This is a genomic window from Ferranicluibacter rubi (assembly GCF_011603255.1).
GTDB lineage: Bacteria > Pseudomonadota > Alphaproteobacteria > Rhizobiales > Rhizobiaceae > Ferranicluibacter > Ferranicluibacter rubi.
Window position 1 is genome coordinate 236,152 of record NZ_JAANCM010000003.1, and the last position, 19,806, is coordinate 255,957.

Consider the following 19,806-nt stretch of genomic DNA (forward strand, 5'->3'; position numbering starts at 1 on the left):
TCATGTGCAGATTGCTCGCGCTTGGCGGCATCGTCGGCGATCTGTTTTCGTGGGCAACGTTTCTGACAGCCGTCGTGCCGCCGATCGGCGGCATCATCGTGGCAGATTATTACGTCGTGCGCGCCCATTCCGTTTTTTTAAGAGGTCACGAGATGCGGTTCAACGCGGCGGCGCTGATTGCGCTCGGCGTCGCGGTGGCTGCGACCCTCTTCATCTGGTTCTATCTTCTCGACATCGTGACGCCTCTGGTCGGCGCCCCCCTGGCAGGCTTTCTCTATCTTGCGTTGGCAGCCATCGCGCCTGACCGGCTGGGCGTCGGACTCGGCCGGGGCTCGCTCGGCGCCGAAGCAGTCGATTGAAGACCGATGTCCGCCCGCCGCCCCATGGAAGCCCGCTCCGGCATCGTCGCCATTATCGTCTTTTCGTCGCTGGTCCTTCTACTGATGCAGGCCCGCAAAGACGTCCAGAGCAATCTTTCCATTCAGGAGGCGCGTCGCGACATGTGTACGGTGATGGAGGAGCCAGATCCGCACTTCGGCGATCAGCGGCACCGACCGCTCTTGCCGTCTGGCAAGGCGAGCGTCCAGATCAAGACTGCGCAGTTCACCCTCGATCAGATCGTCCGTATGTAGGCCTGAACATCGATTTTGCGGTAACCTTACATGTTGATGATCCTAGCCAATAAGATGGATTTCAACTTCTTGGGAGTGCCGGTCGCCTGGACCTTGGGATTTCGGACGAGCAGCATGCGATTGGGTTTCGACAGGCCTTGCCTAACCGCACGCTCATTTCATAAGTTTTTTCTATTGTGCAAGTCGTTTTTAGATATTTCTTAGAGGAATGATTTCAGTCCTCTAAGTCTCTGTTTTCAAATGTGCTACCGGGACAATTGGCTTGGGTTTCAACACAGTTAGAGATGCGACAGTCTCGCCTCGACACACTGATCAAAGCCCCCGCCGCCTAATGCCCGCCCTCACGGGCCTTCCGCGCAAAGTCGTTCAACGTGGTCAATGTCTCGTCGAACCGCTTTTCCGACTCGGCAAACCGCAGGAAACCGACATTTTTGACAAGGATTTCCGGGGGTGTCGGCTGCCGTGAGAAGAGCGACATCACCTCATCCATGAAGTCGTTCAGCGGCATGTAGCCCGAGCGCGTGGACTGTCCGGGCGTCAGTTCCGTCTGCACGGCGGGCGGTGCAAGCTCGATGACCTCGATCTTGCCTTTCAACGCATCCCGCAGGCTGACCGTATAGGAATGGATCGCCGCCTTCGTTGCCGAGTAGGTGGGCGTGGAAACGAGAGGCACGAAGGCGAGGCCGGAGGAGACGTTGACGATGGCGGCGTCCGGCCGTGTCGTCAGGTGATCGATCAGTGCATTGGTCAGCCGGATCGGCCCGAGGAGATTGGTCACGATGGTCGATTCCGCATCCGTCAGATCGCGCGACTGGGTCAGGTCCTCGAACATCATGACGCCGGCATTGTTGATGAGGACGTTCAATTCCGGGTGGTTGCGGATGACATCGGCCGCGAAGGCTGCGATGCTCTCGGGGCTGGAGATGTCGAGTGCATAGCCCACGATGCCTTCATGGTCTGCGGCGACCTCGTCCAGTCGGTCCTGCCGGCGGCCGGCGATGATGACGGTGTTGCCCTGCGCGTGGAAGCGCTCCGCCAGTTCGCGTCCGATGCCGGAAGCGCCGCCGGTGATGAGAATGGTGTTTCCGCTGGTTTTCATGTCATGCCTCACGACGTTCGATAGGGTTCACGTTGATTGTCCAGCAGAGCTAACGCTGTTACTCTCCACATAACAGAAGGCACCAAAAAGATTTATACGCACCGAAAGGAGAGTGTCGGATGCAGAGCCTACACCGCCGCCCTGCCGAAGCTCCCGCAGAGACAATGGAACGAGAGATCGCTGATGTTGTGGACCCGCGCGTCGAAGCTCTCGTCCACGAGCTGATCGGACGCGTGGCGGACAAATGGACGATGCTGATCTTGGAAACACTGGAGGAAAAAGGCGAGCTTCGGTTTACCCAGCTCAGCCGCGAAATCGGCACCATCAGCCAGAAGATGCTGACGCAGACGCTCCGGCAGATGGAACGCGACGGCCTGATCAAGCGCACCATCCATGCCGTCGTTCCGCCCAAAGTGGAGTATCGGCTGACCGGACTTGGCAAAAGCCTCGGCGCGGCCTTTTGCGGCGTGTGGATCTGGGCGGAAGAGAACCTTGCTCAAGTCCATCGGGCACGGGACGCTTTCGAGCAAGCCACCAAGGCATAGTGTCCCCAGCCCGGCGCGAAGCCGGGCTGGGGAGATCTTTGAGATCAATGCGCAGCGACGAGCTTCATCACGTGCGCCTTGTGCATTTCGAGCTTCGGCAGCGTTTCCGCCGCAAAGGCCTTCACCGCAGCATCGTCCCCGCCCTTGGCGTAGGTCGCAAACAGCGTCACGGCTTCCATATGGGCAACCGTCTGCATCTCGATGTAGAGCGGCTGGAAGTCCTGTTCCGATGCGCCCTTCAGTGTCTCGATCATCGCGGCATGCTTCGGCGATAGGGCCGGTGCAGCGTCATCGAGCTTGGCTGCCGTCTTCAGTCCCTCGCCTGCCTTGGTGTGATCCGCGATCATCTGCCGGGCAAATTCCTTCACATCGGCATCGCGGGCTTTCTCCGCAGCCAGTTTGCTGGACTCGATTTCGAACTGGTTTGAGCTCGTCACCTGTTTGACGAAGGAGGCCTTGTCCACATTGAAAGCGGCGGCCGCCGTGTCCGAACTGGCGGGCATGGCCGCAAAGGTCGGCGAGAGCGGTGCCGCGAGGAGCACAAGTGCCAGAGAGGCGGCGGTGAATGTCTTTTTCATTATCATTCTTCCTTACTTGGCAAAGGCGGCGGTGAGGTCGGCGATTGCCATGTCCATCGCCTGTTTCGCTTCGGGAACGACCTTCGCCATGCCGAAGAACTCATGTGTTACGCCGGGGTAGGTTTTCGTCTCGACCTTCACGCCCGCATCTTTCAGCTTCGCGGCATAGGCTTCGCCCTCCGAGCGCAGAGGATCGATCTGCGCCATGATGAGGGTTGCAGGTGCAACGCCTGCGAGATCCGTACGGCCGACCAGATTGAGGCGCTCGTCCGAGGTTTCATCCATGGAGGCGAACGCGTTCTTCACGAACCACTCCATATCGGCCTTGCCGAGCGGCTTGGCGTTGGCATTCTCCGTATAGGACGGCGTGTTCATATCGTTGCCGGCCACGGGATAGACGAGAAGCTGGTGCACCGGCTGCTTCGTCTTCATGGACTTGGCCATCAACGCGACATTGGCTGCAAGATTGCCACCGGCGCTCTCACCTGCGACCGCGATCTTATCTGCATTGCCGTTCAGCTCATGGATGTTCTCGACGATCCACTGATAAGCCGTCCAGGCATCCTCGTGGGCTGCCGGAAACTTGTGCTCGGGTGCATGCCGATACTCGACGGATACGACGATGGCGTTCGCTCCGAGCGCCAGGGCGCGTGGTGCGCCATCATAGACGTTGATGTCGGCCACGACCCAGCCGCCGCCGTGATAGTAGACGACGACGGGGAACGGGCCCTTGCCGCCGGGAATGTAGACGCGCGCCGCAAGTCCGCCAGCCTTCGAGGGAATAGCGATGTCACGCGTGGTGACCTGGGCTTCGGGGTTGGTCGAGAGGCGCTTGTCCCACTGGATAGCACGGGCCGCGTCCGCAGGCGTTGCCTGTGAGCGGGCTTCGGGAACCGAAAGCGTCGAGAAGGGCTTTGCGTCCAGCGCCGCCAGCTTGTCGAGAACGGCTTGCATCTCCGTGGTGGGTTTCGCCATGTCCTGCGCCAGAGAGGTGGTCGCAAAGCTGAGCGGAACCAAGAGGGCCACGGCAGTCGAAAGGGTTAGGCTTCGTAAGGTCATCAACACATCTCCAAGGTTGGTGGCCTGTCAAACTGAGCCTTCATCGGTTTGTTCCCGACGAGAAAATTCCCGAATTTTTACAAACTCAAGTGAAACTTTCGCGGTAGGATTCTCGTCTTTTCTCCTTCGTAAAAATGCGAAATTTGTCTCACGATGACGAAATCGCCCCCCCATCAACGGCCCGCGGGCAGTGGCATTCAGAAACACCTTGCCTATCTGTCTGGTGCCTTGTTAGCACCGCACAGGTCCTTGGCCGGACGCAGGTTTTACGAACGCACGGAAAGGGCATGAATTTGAACAGAGAGACGACATCCCTGACGCGTGAAGACCTCGAGAAGGAAGTCGTGCTCTTGAGATCGCAGATGTCCGGCGACGACGCGCTGCAGAGTGCAGCACGGCGGCGGGCACTGTTTGAGGCCATCGACGATGGCTTTTGCATCATCGAGTTCATCGACGGCCCGAACGGTCCGATGAGCGACTATCTTCATGTAGAGGCAAACTCCGGCTACGAGCGCCAGACCGGCATCGCCGATATCGTGGGCAAGCGCCTGCGCGAGATCGAGCCCGCGAATGCGGATGTGTGGCTGAAGCTCTATGGCGGCGTGCTGAAGAGCGGGCAGACCGTACGGTTCGAGCAGGAGTTCGCGGCGATCGGCCGCCATATCGAGGTGTCCGCCTCGCGTGTCGAGCCGGAAAGCCTCCGCCAGGTCTCCGTTCTTTTCCGCGACGTTACCGCCCGCAAGCAAGCAGAAAAAGCCCTGCGCGAAAGCGAGGCGATTGCGCGCGAGAACATCCAGCGCGTCCAGTTGGCCCTCGCCGCGGGCGCAATCATCGGAACATGGTCCTGGCACCTGCCGACGGACCGCTTCACGGTCGATGAAGGTTTTGCGGCCGCTTTCGGTTTCGATCCCTCGCTCGGGCGGTCCGGACTGAGCCTCGCGCAGGTGGTGGAGACCGTGCATCCGGACGATCAGGCGGGACTTGCTGCAGCGATTGCGGAAGCCCTGTCGCGCGGCGGGTCCTATGCGCATCAGTACCGGACGCGACGCACCGACGGGAAATACTACTGGCTGGAGGCGAACGGTCGGGTCGATCTCGCCCCCGACGACACGCCTGTCACATTCCCCGGCGTCCTCATCGATATCGAAGGGCGCCGCGCCGTGGAGGCTGAACGCGACCGCGCCATCACCGCGCTCCGCGCATTGACCGATACGCTGGAACAGCGCGTCGAGCAGCGAACGGCCGCTCTTCTGCAGGCCGAGGAAGCGCTCCGTCAGGCTCAGAAGATGGAGGCCGTCGGCCAGCTCACCGGGGGCCTTGCGCATGATTTCAACAATATTCTCGCCGGCATCGGCGGTAGCCTCGACCTGATGCGGACCCGCCTCGCCCAGGGCCGGATCGGCGATATCGACCGCTACGTCACCGGCGCCCAGTCGGCGGTGAAGCGCGCCGCCGGCCTGACGCAACGCCTTCTCGCCTTCTCGCGACGGCAGACGCTCGATCCAAAGCCGTCCGACATCAACCGCATCGTTGCAGACATGCAGGATCTGATCAGCCGCAGCGTCGGCCCAGCGATCGCCATTGAGGCGGTGGCCGCTGGCGGCCTGTGGAAGGCGTTCGTGGATGTGGGACAGCTCGAAAACGCGCTCCTGAACCTTTGCATCAACGCGCGCGATGCGATGCCCGACGGCGGCAAGCTGACGATCGAGAGCGGCAATCGCTGGCTGGACGAGCGCACAGCCAAGGAGCGCGGCCTCGAGCCCGGGCAGTATGTGTCGCTTTGCGTCAGCGATACCGGAACAGGCATGTCGCCGGACGTCATTGCCCGCGCGTTCGATCCCTTCTTCACGACGAAGCCGATCGGTCAGGGAACGGGGCTCGGCCTGTCGATGGTCTACGGCTTTGCCGGCCAATCGGGTGGCGCCGTGCGCATCTATTCCGAAGTCGGCAAAGGCACGATGATCTGCATCTACCTGCCGCGCTACGTCGGCGACGACGAAAGCGACGAAGCGCCGGCCGAAGCGACGCGCTCCGTCTCGGCGACCGACCGCAACACGATCCTCGTGGTCGATGACGAGCCGCTGGTTCGCATGGTCGCCGTCGAGATCCTGGAAGAACTCGGCCATGCCGTGCTGGAGGCGGAGGACGGCCCGTCGGCGCTGAAGATCCTGACCAGCCGCCCGGACGTCGAGCTGCTGATCACCGATGTGGGTCTGCCCAACGGCATGAACGGGCGACAGCTGGCGGATGCCATTCGCGCGCAACGCCCGGAACTCAACGTTCTGTTCATCACCGGATACGCAGAGAATGCCGTGCTCAACCACGGCCATCTGGAACAGGGCATGCAGGTCATCACCAAGCCATTCGAGGCGGACGCCTTCGCCCGGCGGGTAAGCGAGTTGATCTCCGCAAGCTGACGGCAAGGCGAGAACCGGGCAGCCCTCAGTTGAGGATCCGGGAAAGCTCCTTGCGCACATGCAGAAGCGGCGGCAGAAAGGCTAGCGCAACGGTTTCCATCGTTTCCGAAGATGCGGGAAAGCCGGTGTTCAACGCCGCGACCACCTGCCCGCGAGCGTTGACGATGGGAACGGCGATCGATCGGAGGCCAAGCTCCACCTCTTCGCTGACAGCGGCATATCCTTGCGCGCGAACCGTCTCCAGTTCCGTCATCAGCCTCTCGACAGCCGTCATCGTGTGCGGCGTTCGCCGGGCAAGCGGCGCAGCGCCGAGGAGGCTTCGTGCCTTATCTTCCGGCAGAGCCGCCAGCAGCACGCGCCCCATGGAGGTGCAATAGGCTGGCAGGCGCGAGCCGGGCATGAGAGCGATCGACATCACTTTCCGCTGCGCGGCCCGCGCGACATAGACGATCTCGCTCTCATCGAGGATCGCAACCGACGTGCTCTGGCCGATCTTTTCGGAAAGGTCATCCAGCCAGGGCTGGACGATGCGGGGCAGCGGCATGGTCGCGAGACAGCCGGTCCCGAGCCTCAACACGCGTGGCGTCACCGTGAAGAACTTGCCGTCATAGGCGCAGTACCCCTGCTCCGCGAGCGTCAGCAGGCAGCGCCGCGTCGTCGCCCGGTCGAGTCCGGCAATCGCGGCGGCCTCGGAAATGCTCAGGCGCGGCGTATCCACCGTGAAGGCCTCGATCACCCGAAGCCCTTTGGCGAGCCCGCCCATCATGTCGCTCTGCTTCGTTTCCATTGCCGGCCTCAAATGTGCGATATCGCAACAAATGCACCATATCGCACATTCTCATTGCCGTCGATGGCCCGTCGCGTTACCGTTTTCGTGTGGCCGGCCTCTCGAAGGCGGGTTTTAGGCGGAGGATACAGTGGACAAGACGGTCAGCAGCACGGCGGACGCCGTGAAGGACATCGGCGACGGTGCCACCATCATGATCGGCGGCTTTGGCGGGTCTGGCGCGCCGATCGAACTCATTCATGCCCTGATCGACAAAGGCCCGACCGGGCTGACGGTGATCAACAACAATGCCGGAAACGGTCGCATCGGCATCGCCGCCATGATCGACGCCGGCATGGTCCGCAAGATGATCTGCTCGTTCCCCCGCTCATCCGATCCGCGCGCTTTTACCGACCGCTATCTCGCCGGCGAGATCGACCTGGAGCTTGTTCCGCAAGGCACGCTTGCCGAACGCATCCGCGCGGGCGGCGCCGGTATCCCAGCCTTCTACACGCCGACCGCCTATGGCACTGAGCTCGCCGAGGGCAAGCCGATCGCCGAATTCGACGGCCGCCATTATGTGCAGGAGCGCTGGCTGAAGGCGGACTTCGCCATCGTCAAGGCGCATCTGGGAGACCGCCACGGCAACCTCACCTACAACAAGGCCGGCCGCAACTTCAATCCGCTGATGTGCATGGCGGCGGCGATCACGATCGCCCAGGTGTCGCGGATCGTCGCACCGGGCGAGATCGACCCGGAGCATGTGATCACGCCAGGCATCTTCGTGAACCGCGTCACCGAGGTCGCACAGCCACAACAGGAAGAAGAGCTCATCCGAGCCGGAGTATCCTACGCATGAGCACCGGCGATATCGACGACATCAAGCTTTCCAACGCCCAGATCGCATGGCGCGCTGCGCAGGACATCGAGGACGGGGCCTATGTCAATCTCGGCATCGGCTTCCCGGAAATGGTGGCGCGCTACCAGCCGCCCGGCCGCCGGGCGATCTTCCACACCGAAAACGGCATTCTCGATTTCGGCGAGCCCCCGGCCTCAGGCGAGGAAGACTGGGACCTGATCAATGCCGGCAAGCGTGCTGTCACCCTGAACCCCGGTGCTGCCTTCTTCCACCATGCCGACAGCTTCGCCATGGTGCGCGGCGGGCATCTCGACGTCGCCATTCTCGGAGCCTATCAGGTAGCCCAGACGGGCGATCTCGCCAATTGGCGGGTCGGATCGAAGGGCGTTCCCGCCGTCGGCGGCGCGATGGATCTGGTGCACGGCGCAAAGCAAGTTTTCGTCATCACCGAGCATGTGACGAAAGACGGCAAGCCGAAGCTGGTTGAGGCCTGCACCTTCCCGCTGACGGGCGTCGCCTGCATCACACGGGTCTATACCAGCCACGCCGTCATCGACATTTCCGACGGTCGCTTCGTGGTGCGTGAGAAGCTTGCCGCTGTGTCGATGGAGGATCTCCAGGCCATGACCGGCGCGCCGCTCCATGTCGCAGCGCCGGTCGTCGATCTCGTCGTGCCCGAACTCTGAAGGAGCTGAGCCATGCCAGACGCTTTCATCTGTGATTATATCCGCACACCCATTGGCCGCTTCGGCGGAGCGCTCGCCTCCGTCCGCCCCGACGATCTCGGCGCCGTGCCGCTGAAGGCGCTGATGGCGCGCAACACTTCCGTCGATTGGGAAGCGGTCGATGACGTCATCTTCGGATGCGCCAACCAGGCCGGAGAGGACAACCGCAACGTCGCCCGCATGTCGCTTCTGCTCGCCGGACTACCGGTCTCCGTCAGTGGTACGACCCTCAACCGCCTTTGCGGCTCCGGCATGGACGCGGTCATGACGGCTGCGCGGGCGATCAGTTCCGGCGAGGCCGACCTGATGATCGCCGGTGGCGTGGAAAGCATGAGCCGGGCACCCTTTGTCATGCCGAAGGCCGAAACCGCCTATTCCCGGCAGGCCGAAATCTACGACACGACGATCGGCTGGCGTTTCGTCAATCCGCAGATGAAGGCGCTCTACGGCGTCGATTCCATGCCGGAGACAGGAGACAACGTCGCCAACGACTTTCACGTCTCCCGCGAAGACCAGGACGCCTTTTCGGTCCGCTCGCAGGAAAAGGCAGCGGCCGCCCAGGCGAATGGCCGTCTCGACCGGGAGATCACGCCCGTCAGCGTTCCCCAGCGCAAGGGCGATGCCCTTGTCGTCGCGAAGGACGAGCATCCTCGCGCGACCAGCATCGCGGCGCTCGCCGGCCTCAGGCCGGTCAACAAGACAGGCAGCGGCACCGTGACGGCGGGCAATGCGTCCGGCGTGAATGATGGCGCTGCAGCCCTGATCATCGCATCCGAAGCCGGCGCGAAGCGCCACGGACTGACCCCGATCGCGCGGATCGTCGGAGGTGCTGCTGCAGGCGTGCCGCCGCGGGTCATGGGCATCGGGCCGGTGCCGGCGACACAGAAGCTTGCCAGGCGTCTCGGCCTGTCGCCGACGCAGTTCGACGTGGTGGAAATCAACGAAGCCTTCGCCTCCCAGGCCATCGCCGTGCTGCGGGAACTCGGCATTGCCGAGGATGCCGCGCACGTGAACCGGAACGGCGGTGCCATCGCGCTCGGCCACCCACTCGGAATGTCCGGCGCCCGCATTGCCGGAACGGCGGCACTCGAACTGTCCCTCGGCACGGGCCGGCACGCTCTGGCAGCCATGTGCATCGGCGTCGGCCAAGGCATCGCGATGGCGTTCGAGCGCGTATAAGAGCCGGAGGTCTTCGACCTCCGCGCCACGCTCCACGACATGAACCGCGTATATTCATCGGCTCTTCAAAACGCGCCGTCGAGGACTATCTTCGACAGCGATCGTTGATGGAGAGTGACGGATGGCGGGGAGTTCAGGCGGTGCCTCGGTGATCGGATCGGACGTCTGTTGGAAGCGCTGATCTCGGACTACGGCATCTGGGCCGTTCTCGTTGGCGCCGGCGTCGAGGGAGAAGCAGTCGCCTTCCTCGGCGGCGTGCTCGCGCATCGCGGTCTCCTCGTCTATTGGCAGGTGGCAGCCGCTACCGCGTTCGGTTCGTTTATTGCCGACCAGCTCTTCTTCTTCATCGGCCGGCATGCCGCGCGCTTTCGCTTCGTGGAGCGGCTTGAGGCGACGACGGCCATGCGCCGCGCGACCGGCCTGCTGGAGCGCTATCCCGTCGGCTTCATCCTCGCCTTCCGCTTCATCTACGGCATGCGCATCATCAGTCCCCTGCTGATCAGCCGGACGAGCATTTCCGCTTTTCGCTTCCTCGTGCTGAACGGGGTTGCCGCCTGCCTCTGGGGAACGGCGATCACCGCCATCGGCTTTCTCTTCGGCAATGCCGTGGAGATGCTGTTTGGACATGTGCGCCTGCACTTCCACCTTCTCATCGCGCTTGCAGCGCTGATGGCTGGCATTGCCGGGACCGCGGTGTTGATGCGCCATCGATACCGATAACCTCTCCTGCCTTGCTTGTCGCACGACCGACCAACCCCCAGCGCGCCGACCGGAAACAGATCATGCCCGAACGCCTCAAAGCGCCATCCCTCGACCGCGAAACCCTCCAGGCGCTTCTCGGCGGCCTCAGCGAGGGGGTGATATTTCTGGATGGCAAAGGGCGCATCACCTGGGCGAACCCAGCCGCTCTGGCGATGCACCGCGTCGAGGCCATCGACGATCTTGGCGGCGACGCGAAAGGGTACCGGCGGACCTTCACCCTGCGCTATCGCAACAACCATCCGCTGGAAGAGGGCCAGTATCCGATCGAGCGTCTGCTGGCAGGCGAAACGGTCGAGGACGTCACGGTGGAGATCTCGCCGGCAACGGACCTCGATACGGCTTGGGTTCACACGAGCCGGAGCATGGCGATCTCGGGCAGGAGCGATGGCGATGCGGTTCTGGCGCTGGTCATCCGCGACGAGACGCCACGCTTCGAGGCCGAGGAGCGGTTCGAGCGCTCCTTCAACGCCAACCCCGCCCCCGGCCTTATCTGTCGGCTGGATGACCACCGGTTCATCCGCGTCAATCAGGGGTTCCTCGAGATGACCGGCTTCATCAAGGAAGACATTATCGGGCGAACGGTCGAAGCCATCGGGCTGTTTTCAAATTGCGAAAGCGGCGAGGATGCACTGGCGAAGCTTGTCGAGGGCCGCGTCATCCGGCATCGCGAGGCGCTGGTTCCCCTGCCGGCCGGCGGCGACCGTCTGGTGATCGTGGCGGGAGAGCCGATCGCGGTCGTGGAGGAGCCCTGCATGCTCTTCACCTTCGCCGATCTGGATGCGCGTCGAAAAGCGCAAAATGCCCTGCGGCAGAGCGAAGAACGGTTCTCGAAATCCTTCCGTCTTTCGCCGGCACCCGCAGCCATCTCGCGGCTGGACGATTTCGTCTTCACCGAGGCGAACGATGCGTTTCTGCAGATCTCCGGCTACGGCCTGACGGACGTCGTCGGCCGAACGGCGGGCGAGTTGCGCCTGTGGGACGATATCGCCGCGCGTAAAGACATCGAGCAGAAGCTGCGCGACAACACCTTCGTGCGCGACGAACCGATGCGCATGAAGCAGAAGGATGGTGCCTTTGCCGAATGCCTCGTCTCTGCGGAGCGCGTCGAGATCAACGACGAACAATGCGTCATCTGGGCCTTGCAGGACGTGACCGAGCGTCGGCGGAGCGAGGCGCAGCTGGTGGAGGCGATCGAAAGCGTGATGGCCGACACCTCTTGGCTCAGTCGCTCGATCGTCGATCGCCTTGCGACGCTGAAGCAGACTTCGAGCGCGGCTCCGACGGCGCAGCTTATCGCCTTGAGCGACCGGGAACGCGAAATCCTCGGCCTGATCTGCAGCGGGCAGACCGATGCCGAGATGAGCGACACCCTGCATCTCTCCAAAAACACGATCCGCAACCACATCGCATCGCTCTACGGAAAGATCGGCGTCAACCGCCGCGCGGCCGCTGTCATCTGGGCGCGGGAGCGCGGCTTTACGGGACTGCCGGATGCCAAGCTCAGCAAGCGGCCGGGACGGCAAAAATAGCAGAAAACCATCTGCGACCTGAAAAAAGGTCATTTACTACCAGGCCGACTGGTATTTCCCAATCTGAAATCATCCATCCAAACCGCCTATCTCCCCTCTCATGACAGCGAGATCGTCGCTGCCATCTGAACCTGAACGTCAGTTTTCAAGGAGAACCAGGATGGACAAGAACCGTATCGAAGGCGGAGCCAAGGAAGCGAAGGGTACTGTCAAGGAGGCTGTCGGCAAGCTTGTCGGCAACGAGCGCCTCGAAGCCGAAGGCAAGATCGACAAGGCGGATGGCAAAGCTCAGAGCACGCTCGGCAAGGCCAAGGACACCATCAAGGGTGCCCTCAAATAGGCTGCTGCGGCTGCCGGCTCTCTACCATTGGAGAGCCGGGACGCAGGCGAGATGATCCCCTTGAGAGCCCGACCGAGAGGCAGAGCCATCATGTTGTTCCCCGTTCTTTCGAACACCGCCCTCACCCCCGACCAGGGATCGACTCAAGCAACGATCGCTTGCGTTCTTGCCTATACATACGGGCTGGAAGACTGCCGGATCGCGGTTGCTGTGACCGAGGAGCACGTCCTGCTCTCGGGCACGGCCCCGAGCCGCGAGGCGATCGACATGGCCATCGGCATTGCCGCCGACCTCTCGTCGCGCCGCGTCATCAGCGACGTCGAAATCGTTTCGCCCGCTGCACCGTGCTGAACCGGTGCGCTTCAGGCCCAAACATCGAACCGAACATCACAATCAATATCGGAGTCATTTTATGAAGAAGACCCTCATCCTCGCCGTCGCGGCAATCCTGGCCATCGGCACCACCGCATCGGCGGCCGACATGACACCGTCGAAGAAGCACCATGGCAGGCAGGTCGCTGACGAGCCTCGCGAACGTCTGGGTACGCTGTCCTGCGAGGTCGCCGGCGGAATCGGCCTGCTCATCGGGTCGAGCAAGGCTGTGGATTGCACCTTCAAGCAGCGCGGCGGAAAGACCGAGCGCTACACCGGCACCATCGGTAAGCTCGGCATCGACGTCGGCGTGACGGGCAAGTCCTATCTCAGCTGGATCGTCGTCAACACGGTCCCGACCACCATCGGCCAGGGCAGCCTTGCTGGCACCTATGTCGGCGCATCAGCAAGCGCCGCCGTCGGCCTCGGCCTTGGCGCAAACGCCCTTGTCGGCGGCAATTCGAAGAACTTCGGTCTCCAGCCGCTGAGCACGCAGGCCGGCACCGGCCTCAACGTCGCCGCCGGCGTCTCGCGCCTACAACTGCGCGCCGCCAACTGACCAAGGCGAAACGCAAACGCCTTGCCGTTGAACGGATAGGGGCGGGACCGAAAGGTCCCGCCCCTTCTTGCGTCTACAACGGGAAGCCCTTCCGACCTCCTCTGCAAACCATCCAGAAGACATCGCGAAGATTCAATTTGACGACGGATACAAACAATGGAATAAACATTCCACGAGGATTTATTTTGTTAGTTTTGTACCGTTTCGGCGTTGCGCCTGCGGACATCGAGGAACCCGTTTTGGGAGATCCGGATAACGGGGTGCGACCGGACACCCGCCTGAGGAGGAAACATGAAGAAGATCATTTTCAGCGCGGCGCTTGCCGTGATGCTCTCGACGGCAGCACATGCCGAGACCATCGGCGTGTCGATCGCCAAGTTCGACGACAACTTTCTGACCGTTCTGCGCAACGGCATGAGCGACTACGCGCAGACGCTGAACGGTGTTTCGCTGCAGATCGAGGACGCCCAGAACGACGTCGCCAAGCAGCAGAGCCAGATTCAGAACTTCATCGCCGCCGGCGTCGATGCGATCATCGTCAACCCGGTCGATACCGACGCGACCGCCGCCATGTCGAAGATCGCCTCCGACGCGAAGATCCCGCTCGTCTACGTCAACCGCCAGCCGGCAAATCTCGACGCTCTGCCGGACAAGCAGGCCTTCGTCGCCTCCGAGGAAACGGTCGCCGGCACGCTCGAAGCGCAGGAAGTCTGCCGTCTTCTCGGCGGCAAGGGCAAGGCCGTCGTCATGATGGGCGAACTTTCCAACCAGGGCGCGCGCATGCGCACCGCCGCCGTGCATGACGTTCTGGCGACGGATGACTGCAAGGGCATCTCGATCGTCGAGGAGCAGACCGCCAACTGGCAGCGCACCGAAGGCGCCGACCTGATCACCAACTGGCTGTCGGCCGGAACCGAGTTCGACGCCGTGATCGCCAACAATGACGAAATGGCGATCGGCGCGATGCAGGCCCTGAAGGCGGCCGGCCGTCCGATGGACAAGGTCGTGATTGCCGGCGTCGATGCGACGCAGGACGCGCTGGCCGCAATGGCCGCCGGCGACCTCGACGTCACCGTCTTCCAGAACGCTGCCGGCCAGGGCAAGGGCGCTGTCGATGCCGCGCTGAAGTTGGTGAAGGGCGAGACCGTGGAGAAGAAGGTCTACATCCCCTTCGAACTCGTCACGCCCGCAAACCTCAAGGACTACCAGGCCAAGAACTAAGGCCTGACGACGGACTGCGGGCACCACCCGCAGTCCGATCTGCGCAGGTCCGGGCAAAGCGGCGACACCTCGCCCTCGGGGCGACACCTCGCCCTCGGGGCGACACCTCGCCCCCGGATACTGCCGCAGCGACCCAGAGAGAATGCTCGCCCGGTACCTTCGGTTACCGGACGGGTGGAAGGTCTTTCGAGGAGGATAACGATGGTCAGCCCGTCGACGATGGCCGCTGTGCGCAAGAGCGGCGCCATTCCCAATGCCGAATTTCTGCTGACGGCCGAGGGCGTCCGCAAGGAGTTTCCCGGCGTCGTCGCCCTTGATGACGTCACCTTCCGGCTGAAGCGCGGCACGGTCCATGCGCTGATGGGCGAGAACGGCGCCGGAAAATCGACGCTGATGAAGATCCTCGCCGGCATCTATCGGCCGGATCGCGGGCAGGTTCGCCTGAAGGGTGTCGATATCGAGCTCGCCTCGCCGCTGGATGCCCTGGAAAACGGCATTGCGATGATCCATCAGGAGCTGAACCTGATGCCGTTCATGACGGTCGCGGAAAACATCTGGATTCGCCGCGAGCCCAAGGGCCGTTTCGGGCTTATCGACCACGGCGCCATGAACCGCCAGACGGCCGACCTCTTCAAACGCCTGAACATCGCGCTCGATCCGCAGTCCCTGGTCGGCGACCTCTCGGTCGCGAACCGGCAGATGGTGGAGATCGCAAAGGCCGTCTCCTACGAATCCGACGTCCTCATCATGGACGAGCCGACATCGGCGCTGACCGAGCGCGAGGTGGAGTACCTCTTCGCCATCATCCGCAGCCTACGCGAACAAGGCATCGGCATCGTCTACATCACGCACAAGATGAACGAGCTGTTCGAGATCGCGGACGAGTTTTCGGTGTTTCGCGACGGCAAATATATCGGCACGCACGCATCCACGGACGTCACACGAGACGACATCATCCGCATGATGGTCGGCCGTGAGATCACCCAGATGTTTCCGAAGGAAGAGGTTCCGATCGGTGAGACTGTTCTCGCGGTCAAAAACCTGTCGCTGCGCGGCGTCTTCACGGATATTTCCTTCGAAGTGCGCGCGGGCGAAATCCTCGGCATTGCCGGCCTCGTCGGCTCCGGCCGGTCGAATGTCGCCGAAGCCCTTTTCGGCGTGACGCCGGCGACTTCGGGCACGATCGCCATCAACGGTCGCGACGTCGTCATCGACACGCCGACCAAGGCCATCGCCAATCGCATGGCCTTCCTCACCGAAGACCGCAAGGACACGGGCTGCCTGCTGATCCTCAACGTGCTGGAGAACATGCAGATCGCCGTGCTGCAGGACAAATTCGTCAAGTACGGCTTCGTGAAACAGACGGCGCTTGCCGAAAAATGCGAGGAGATGGCGCGCAAGCTGCGCGTCAAGACGCCCAATCTGGACGAGCGGATCGAAAATCTTTCCGGCGGCAACCAGCAGAAGGCGCTCATCGGGCGATGGATGCTGACAGATCCTCGTATTCTCATTCTCGACGAGCCGACGCGCGGCATCGATGTCGGTGCCAAGGCCGAGATCCACCGTCTGGTCAGCGAGATGGCCCGCAACGGCGTCGCCATCATCATGATCTCGTCGGAAATGCCCGAAGTTCTCGGTATGAGCGATCGCATCATGGTGATGCACGAAGGCCGCGTCACCGGCTTTCTCGATCGTGCCGAAGCCACGCAAATCAAGGTGATGGAGCTGGCAGCGCGCTGAGCGCGCCGTTCACGCCGCTTATCCATCGCGTCACGGAGGACTATCAATGGCCAACAATGAAGCCGTGCACGGCACGTCGCCCGTCTCGCCACGCTCGCGGCGAAAACTGCCGTCCGAGTTCAACATCTTCCTCGTGCTGATCGCCATCGCGCTCGTCTACGAACTGCTCGGCTGGATCTTCATCGGCCAGAGCTTCCTGATGAACACGCAGCGCCTGACGATCATGATCCTGCAGGTCTCGGTCATCGGCATCATCGCCGTGGGCGTCACGCAGGTTATCATCACCGGCGGCATCGACCTTTCCTCCGGATCGGTCGTCGGCATGACGGCGATGATCTCGGCCAGCGTCGCGCAGGCGTCCACCTGGCCCCGCGCGGTCTATCCCTCGCTGACCGACATGCCCTTTATCGTGCCGATCGCGCTCGGCATCGGCATCGGTCTACTTGCCGGCTTCGTCAACGGGCAGCTGATTGCCCGCACCAAGATCCCGCCTTTCATCGCCACGCTCGGCATGATGGTGTCGGCCCGCGGCATTTCGAAATGGTACACGAAGGGCCAGCCGGTCTCGGGGCTGACCGACCAGTTCAATTTCATCGGCACGGGCATCTGGCCGGTCATCGTCTTCCTCGTCGTCGCGCTCATCTTCCACATCGCCCTGCGCTACACCCGCTACGGCAAATTCACCTATGCGATCGGCGCCAACATGCAGGCCGCGCGCGTTTCCGGCATCAATGTCGAAGGCCACCTGATCAAGGTCTACGCCATTGCCGGCATGCTGGCCGGTCTCGCCGGCGTGGTCACGGCCGCCCGCGCCCAGACCGCACAGTCCGGCATGGGCGTGATGTACGAACTCGACGCCATCGCCGCGACCGTCATCGGCGGCACATCGTTGAATGGCGGCGTCGGCCGCATCACCGGCACGGTCATCGGCACCGTCATCCTCGGCGTCATGACCTCCGGCTTCACCTTCCTCCGGGTGGACGCCTATTACCAGGAAATCGTCAAGGGCCTCATCATCGTCACGGCCGTCGTGGTCGATGTCTATCGCCAGAAGAAACGTTCCAAGGGCTGACCCGCAAATATCACCCGTTCCATAAGGCCGGCACTGTCACTGCCGCGTCCTTGGGAAATCTTTTCCCCAGCATTTCAGCAGTCACCTCCAGCGCTGCGATCAACCCTCTCGGGAGACAAACATGAAAGCTCTAGGCGTCGGCCTGATCGGAACCGGTTACATGGGAAAGTGCCACGCACTCGCCTGGAACGGTGTCCGCCAGATCTTCGGAGACGTTCCCGCTCCGAACCTGATCTACCTGGCCGAGGCCAATGCCGAGATGGCGGCGAACCGTGCCAGCGCTTTCGGCTTCCGCAAATCGACCGGCAACTGGCGCGACCTTCTTGCCGACCCAGAGGTCGATGTCATCTCGATCACCACGCCGAATGCCTTCCATCCGGAAATGGCGATTGCCGCGCTTGAAGCCGGCAAGCATGTCTGGTGCGAAAAGCCGATGGCACCGGCCCTTACCGACGCCGAAGCCATGCTGGCAGCCGCCCGCAAGACGGGTAAGACCGCCATTCTTGGCTACAACTACATCCAGAATCCAGCCATCGCCCAGATCCGCCGCCTGATCGAGGACGGCACGATCGGCACCGTCAATCATGTGCGCGTCGAAATGGACGAAGACTTCATGGCCGACCCGGAAGCCCTCTTCTACTGGAAGAGCGAGGCGGCGTCCGGCTATGGCGCGCTGGACGATTTTGCCGTTCATCCCCTCTCGCTGCTTTGGCACCTCTTCGGCCATGTGCAGGAGGTCATCGCCGACCTCGGCAAGCCCTATACCGACCGTCCGGTCAAAGACGGCACGCGCCGGGAGGTCGAGAATCATGACGTCGCCAGCGTTCTCCTGAAGCTGGAGGGCAATATTTCCGCCGTGCTGATGGCCAACCGTTCCGCCTGGGGCCGCAAGGGGCGCATCGCGCTGCAGATCTTCGGCTCGAAAGGGTCGATCCTCTACGATCAGGAGCGCATGAACGAATTCGAGCTCTACACAGCCGATGGCCCCGAGGCGACGCGCGGCTTCGCCCGTGTCCTCACGGCCCCGATCCACACGCCCTACGACCGCTTCATCCCGGCTCCCGGCCATGGCCTCGGCTTCAACGACCTCAAGATCATCGAGTGCCACCAACTCATCAATGCCATCGCCGGCAACCCCTCCACCACAGTCTCCTTCGAGGATGGCCTGCGAATAGAGCGCAGCGTCCACGCAATGGCGCAGTCCTATCGGGAGCGGGGTTGGGTGTCGGTTTGAAGCCGCTCACATGAACCTTAAAGGGGAAATGGCCTAACGAGACGCCTGCTTCAGCCCTCGAGCTCTGGAGAAGGCGCTCATTTCCTACCCGCTATCGCCGTCGATCAGTGTCATCGGCCAGAGCCGGCGATGCGCGGCATCTGGATAAAGCGTGGCATAGGCCGGCATGCTGGCGAGGAGGGTTTCGGCGAGGGAGATGCCCAGGTCCCGGAGCGACAGGTCGAAACAGGTCAGTCGCGGCGAAAGATATCGGGCCTGTGGGCTGTGGAGACCGATGACGGCGATGTCCTTGCCGGGTGTGAGGCCGGCGGCTTCCAGACCATGGAACAGGCCGGTGACGCTACCGTCGTTAAGCACCGCGATGGCCGAAGGGCGGTTGGGATGGCGGGCGAGTTCCTGCCCGATGCGATAGCCGCCAGCTTCGTTCGGCGAGGCGTTGAAGATCAGGTCGTCCTCCAGCGACAGCCCATGCACTGCCAAAACCTCCCGGCAACGCTCCACGAAGACATGGCCGAGATTGAGATCGTCATGGGGGCGCAGCACCGCGATGCGGCGATGCCCGCGTGTCGCCAGCCGCATCATCACGGTCGTCGCCATGCCCTCGAAGTCGAGGTCGATGAAGGGCTGCCCGACATCCGTCAGGCTGCGACCGAGGGAGACGAAAGGGATTTTGCGCCGGTCGAGCAGGGCGAAGCGATGGTCGATCCGCCGCGTGGCCGACAGCATGATGCCATCGGCAAATCCGCGCGCGACGACACGCTCCAGGTAGGCGTCCGGATCCTCTTCGGAGGAGCAGAGAAGCGCGACAAGGTCCAGCCCGTGTCGGGCGAACACGGTCTGCACACCATCGAAGACGCTCATAAAGAACGTATCCCCCTGCCCCGTGATCTCGTGGCCGGTCTGCATCATGAAGCCGATCACACCTGTGGACCCCTTGCGCAGCGCCCGGCCGGACTGGTTGGCGACGTAACCGAGGCGCTCGGCCGCCTCCAGAACGCGCCGTCGCGTCTCCTCGTTGACGTCCTTCTTCCCGTTCAGCGCGCGTGAAACCGTGCCGATCGAAATATCCAGATGATCGGCCAATTGCCGTATGCCCTTCACCACCACCGATGTCCCAC

21 protein-coding genes are annotated in these 19,806 nt (G+C 62.5%); 16 read left to right on the top strand and 5 right to left on the bottom strand.

Translation table 11 applies throughout. The features are described from left to right. Positions 1-2: 2 nt before the first annotated feature. A complete protein-coding gene (locus G8E10_RS07750) occupies positions 3-359 on the top strand; it encodes an SLC5/6 family protein (RefSeq protein ID WP_110801699.1) in 357 nt (118 codons plus the stop codon). A gap of 6 nt (positions 360-365) precedes the next feature. Then, entirely contained in the window at positions 366-632 is a 267-nt protein-coding gene (locus G8E10_RS07755; RefSeq protein ID WP_110801698.1) for a hypothetical protein, read from the top strand. Between the two features lie 328 nt (positions 633-960). Here G8E10_RS07755 and G8E10_RS07760 read toward each other — a convergent pair whose 3' ends face one another. Next, positions 961-1,731, bottom strand: coding sequence for an SDR family oxidoreductase (locus tag G8E10_RS07760; RefSeq protein ID WP_110801697.1), 771 nt, complete (start codon positions 1,729-1,731; stop codon positions 961-963). Between the two features lie 119 nt (positions 1,732-1,850). Between G8E10_RS07760 and G8E10_RS07765 the strand changes: the two genes are divergently transcribed. Continuing rightward, complete coding sequence (locus G8E10_RS07765; RefSeq protein WP_110801696.1) at positions 1,851-2,276, top strand: winged helix-turn-helix transcriptional regulator; 426 nt, start codon at positions 1,851-1,853, stop codon at positions 2,274-2,276. A gap of 44 nt (positions 2,277-2,320) precedes the next feature. On the opposite strand, the gene G8E10_RS07770 is transcribed toward G8E10_RS07765, so the two are convergent. Continuing rightward, positions 2,321-2,854: a DUF4142 domain-containing protein gene (locus G8E10_RS07770; RefSeq protein WP_110801695.1), complete on the bottom strand. Its 534-nt coding sequence runs from the start codon at positions 2,852-2,854 to the stop codon at positions 2,321-2,323. Between the two features lie 12 nt (positions 2,855-2,866). After that, complete coding sequence (locus tag G8E10_RS07775) at positions 2,867-3,913, bottom strand: alpha/beta hydrolase (protein WP_110801694.1); 1,047 nt, start codon at positions 3,911-3,913, stop codon at positions 2,867-2,869. A gap of 287 nt (positions 3,914-4,200) precedes the next feature. Here G8E10_RS07775 and G8E10_RS07780 point away from each other — a divergent pair, with 287 nt between their 5' ends. Beyond that, the gene (locus G8E10_RS07780) at positions 4,201-6,330 is read left to right on the top strand and encodes a response regulator (RefSeq protein ID WP_343289711.1); all 2,130 of its coding nucleotides are present in this window, start codon (positions 4,201-4,203) and stop codon (positions 6,328-6,330) included. Positions 6,331-6,355: 25 nt separating this feature from the next. On the opposite strand, the gene G8E10_RS07785 is transcribed toward G8E10_RS07780, so the two are convergent. Next, complete coding sequence (locus G8E10_RS07785) at positions 6,356-7,117, bottom strand: IclR family transcriptional regulator domain-containing protein (protein WP_110801693.1); 762 nt, start codon at positions 7,115-7,117, stop codon at positions 6,356-6,358. Positions 7,118-7,247: 130 nt separating this feature from the next. Between G8E10_RS07785 and G8E10_RS07790 the strand changes: the two genes are divergently transcribed. The 12 genes from G8E10_RS07790 (at position 7,248) to G8E10_RS07845 (ending at position 18,688) form a co-directional block, all read left to right on the top strand. Continuing rightward, positions 7,248-7,955, top strand: a complete 708-nt coding sequence (locus G8E10_RS07790) for a 3-oxoacid CoA-transferase subunit A (protein ID WP_110801692.1) — start codon at positions 7,248-7,250, stop codon at positions 7,953-7,955. Next, on the top strand, positions 7,952-8,641 hold the full coding sequence (locus G8E10_RS07795; protein WP_110801691.1) for a 3-oxoacid CoA-transferase subunit B: 690 nt from the start codon (positions 7,952-7,954) through the stop codon (positions 8,639-8,641). The genes G8E10_RS07790 and G8E10_RS07795 overlap by 4 nt, the downstream gene beginning before the upstream one ends. A gap of 12 nt (positions 8,642-8,653) precedes the next feature. After that, entirely contained in the window at positions 8,654-9,859 is a 1,206-nt protein-coding gene (gene pcaF / locus G8E10_RS07800) for a 3-oxoadipyl-CoA thiolase (protein ID WP_110801690.1), read from the top strand. Positions 9,860-10,024: 165 nt separating this feature from the next. Then, positions 10,025-10,579 (top strand): DedA family protein, encoded by a 555-nt coding sequence (locus tag G8E10_RS07805; RefSeq protein WP_167128179.1) that lies wholly within the window; start codon positions 10,025-10,027, stop codon positions 10,577-10,579. 62 nt (positions 10,580-10,641) lie between these two features. Then, the gene (locus G8E10_RS07810; protein ID WP_110801689.1) at positions 10,642-12,150 is read left to right on the top strand and encodes a helix-turn-helix transcriptional regulator; all 1,509 of its coding nucleotides are present in this window, start codon (positions 10,642-10,644) and stop codon (positions 12,148-12,150) included. A gap of 160 nt (positions 12,151-12,310) precedes the next feature. Continuing rightward, positions 12,311-12,490 (top strand): CsbD family protein, encoded by a 180-nt coding sequence (locus tag G8E10_RS07815; RefSeq protein WP_110801688.1) that lies wholly within the window; start codon positions 12,311-12,313, stop codon positions 12,488-12,490. A 90-nt stretch (positions 12,491-12,580) separates the two neighbouring features. Continuing rightward, positions 12,581-12,841 carry a BON domain-containing protein gene (locus tag G8E10_RS07820; protein ID WP_165910630.1) on the top strand — a complete coding sequence of 87 codons (261 nt, stop codon included), beginning with the start codon at positions 12,581-12,583 and terminating at the stop codon, positions 12,839-12,841. 61 nt (positions 12,842-12,902) lie between these two features. After that, positions 12,903-13,421: a DUF992 domain-containing protein gene (locus G8E10_RS07825; RefSeq protein WP_110801686.1), complete on the top strand. Its 519-nt coding sequence runs from the start codon at positions 12,903-12,905 to the stop codon at positions 13,419-13,421. A 291-nt stretch (positions 13,422-13,712) separates the two neighbouring features. After that, on the top strand, positions 13,713-14,642 hold the full coding sequence (locus tag G8E10_RS07830) for a sugar ABC transporter substrate-binding protein (RefSeq protein WP_110801685.1): 930 nt from the start codon (positions 13,713-13,715) through the stop codon (positions 14,640-14,642). A 201-nt stretch (positions 14,643-14,843) separates the two neighbouring features. Further along, positions 14,844-16,382 carry a sugar ABC transporter ATP-binding protein gene (locus G8E10_RS07835; RefSeq protein ID WP_167128155.1) on the top strand — a complete coding sequence of 513 codons (1,539 nt, stop codon included), beginning with the start codon at positions 14,844-14,846 and terminating at the stop codon, positions 16,380-16,382. A 46-nt stretch (positions 16,383-16,428) separates the two neighbouring features. After that, positions 16,429-17,454, top strand: coding sequence for an ABC transporter permease (locus tag G8E10_RS07840; protein ID WP_110729509.1), 1,026 nt, complete (start codon positions 16,429-16,431; stop codon positions 17,452-17,454). Positions 17,455-17,575: 121 nt separating this feature from the next. After that, a complete protein-coding gene (locus tag G8E10_RS07845) occupies positions 17,576-18,688 on the top strand; it encodes a Gfo/Idh/MocA family protein (RefSeq protein WP_110801683.1) in 1,113 nt (370 codons plus the stop codon). An 84-nt stretch (positions 18,689-18,772) separates the two neighbouring features. Here the strand turns inward: G8E10_RS07845 and G8E10_RS07850 are convergent, their stop codons facing one another. Continuing rightward, on the bottom strand, positions 18,773-19,789 hold the full coding sequence (locus G8E10_RS07850; RefSeq protein ID WP_110801746.1) for a substrate-binding domain-containing protein: 1,017 nt from the start codon (positions 19,787-19,789) through the stop codon (positions 18,773-18,775). Positions 19,790-19,806 lie beyond the last annotated feature (17 nt).

Coding starts and splice junctions, on each gene's coding strand:
- G8E10_RS07750 (WP_110801699.1), top strand. CDS start 3: ATGTGCAGATTGCTCGCGCTTGGCGGCATCGTCGGCGATCTGTTTTCG.
- G8E10_RS07755 (WP_110801698.1), top strand. CDS start 366: ATGTCCGCCCGCCGCCCCATGGAAGCCCGCTCCGGCATCGTCGCCATT.
- G8E10_RS07760 (WP_110801697.1), bottom strand. CDS start 1,731: ATGAAAACCAGCGGAAACACCATTCTCATCACCGGCGGCGCTTCCGGC.
- G8E10_RS07765 (WP_110801696.1), top strand. CDS start 1,851: ATGCAGAGCCTACACCGCCGCCCTGCCGAAGCTCCCGCAGAGACAATG.
- G8E10_RS07770 (WP_110801695.1), bottom strand. CDS start 2,854: ATGAAAAAGACATTCACCGCCGCCTCTCTGGCACTTGTGCTCCTCGCG.
- G8E10_RS07775 (WP_110801694.1), bottom strand. CDS start 3,913: ATGACCTTACGAAGCCTAACCCTTTCGACTGCCGTGGCCCTCTTGGTT.
- G8E10_RS07780 (WP_343289711.1), top strand. CDS start 4,201: ATGAATTTGAACAGAGAGACGACATCCCTGACGCGTGAAGACCTCGAG.
- G8E10_RS07785 (WP_110801693.1), bottom strand. CDS start 7,117: ATGGAAACGAAGCAGAGCGACATGATGGGCGGGCTCGCCAAAGGGCTT.
- G8E10_RS07795 (WP_110801691.1), top strand. CDS start 7,952: ATGAGCACCGGCGATATCGACGACATCAAGCTTTCCAACGCCCAGATC.
- pcaF (WP_110801690.1), top strand. CDS start 8,654: ATGCCAGACGCTTTCATCTGTGATTATATCCGCACACCCATTGGCCGC.
- G8E10_RS07810 (WP_110801689.1), top strand. CDS start 10,642: ATGCCCGAACGCCTCAAAGCGCCATCCCTCGACCGCGAAACCCTCCAG.
- G8E10_RS07815 (WP_110801688.1), top strand. CDS start 12,311: ATGGACAAGAACCGTATCGAAGGCGGAGCCAAGGAAGCGAAGGGTACT.
- G8E10_RS07820 (WP_165910630.1), top strand. CDS start 12,581: ATGTTGTTCCCCGTTCTTTCGAACACCGCCCTCACCCCCGACCAGGGA.
- G8E10_RS07825 (WP_110801686.1), top strand. CDS start 12,903: ATGAAGAAGACCCTCATCCTCGCCGTCGCGGCAATCCTGGCCATCGGC.
- G8E10_RS07830 (WP_110801685.1), top strand. CDS start 13,713: ATGAAGAAGATCATTTTCAGCGCGGCGCTTGCCGTGATGCTCTCGACG.
- G8E10_RS07835 (WP_167128155.1), top strand. CDS start 14,844: ATGGTCAGCCCGTCGACGATGGCCGCTGTGCGCAAGAGCGGCGCCATT.
- G8E10_RS07840 (WP_110729509.1), top strand. CDS start 16,429: ATGGCCAACAATGAAGCCGTGCACGGCACGTCGCCCGTCTCGCCACGC.
- G8E10_RS07845 (WP_110801683.1), top strand. CDS start 17,576: ATGAAAGCTCTAGGCGTCGGCCTGATCGGAACCGGTTACATGGGAAAG.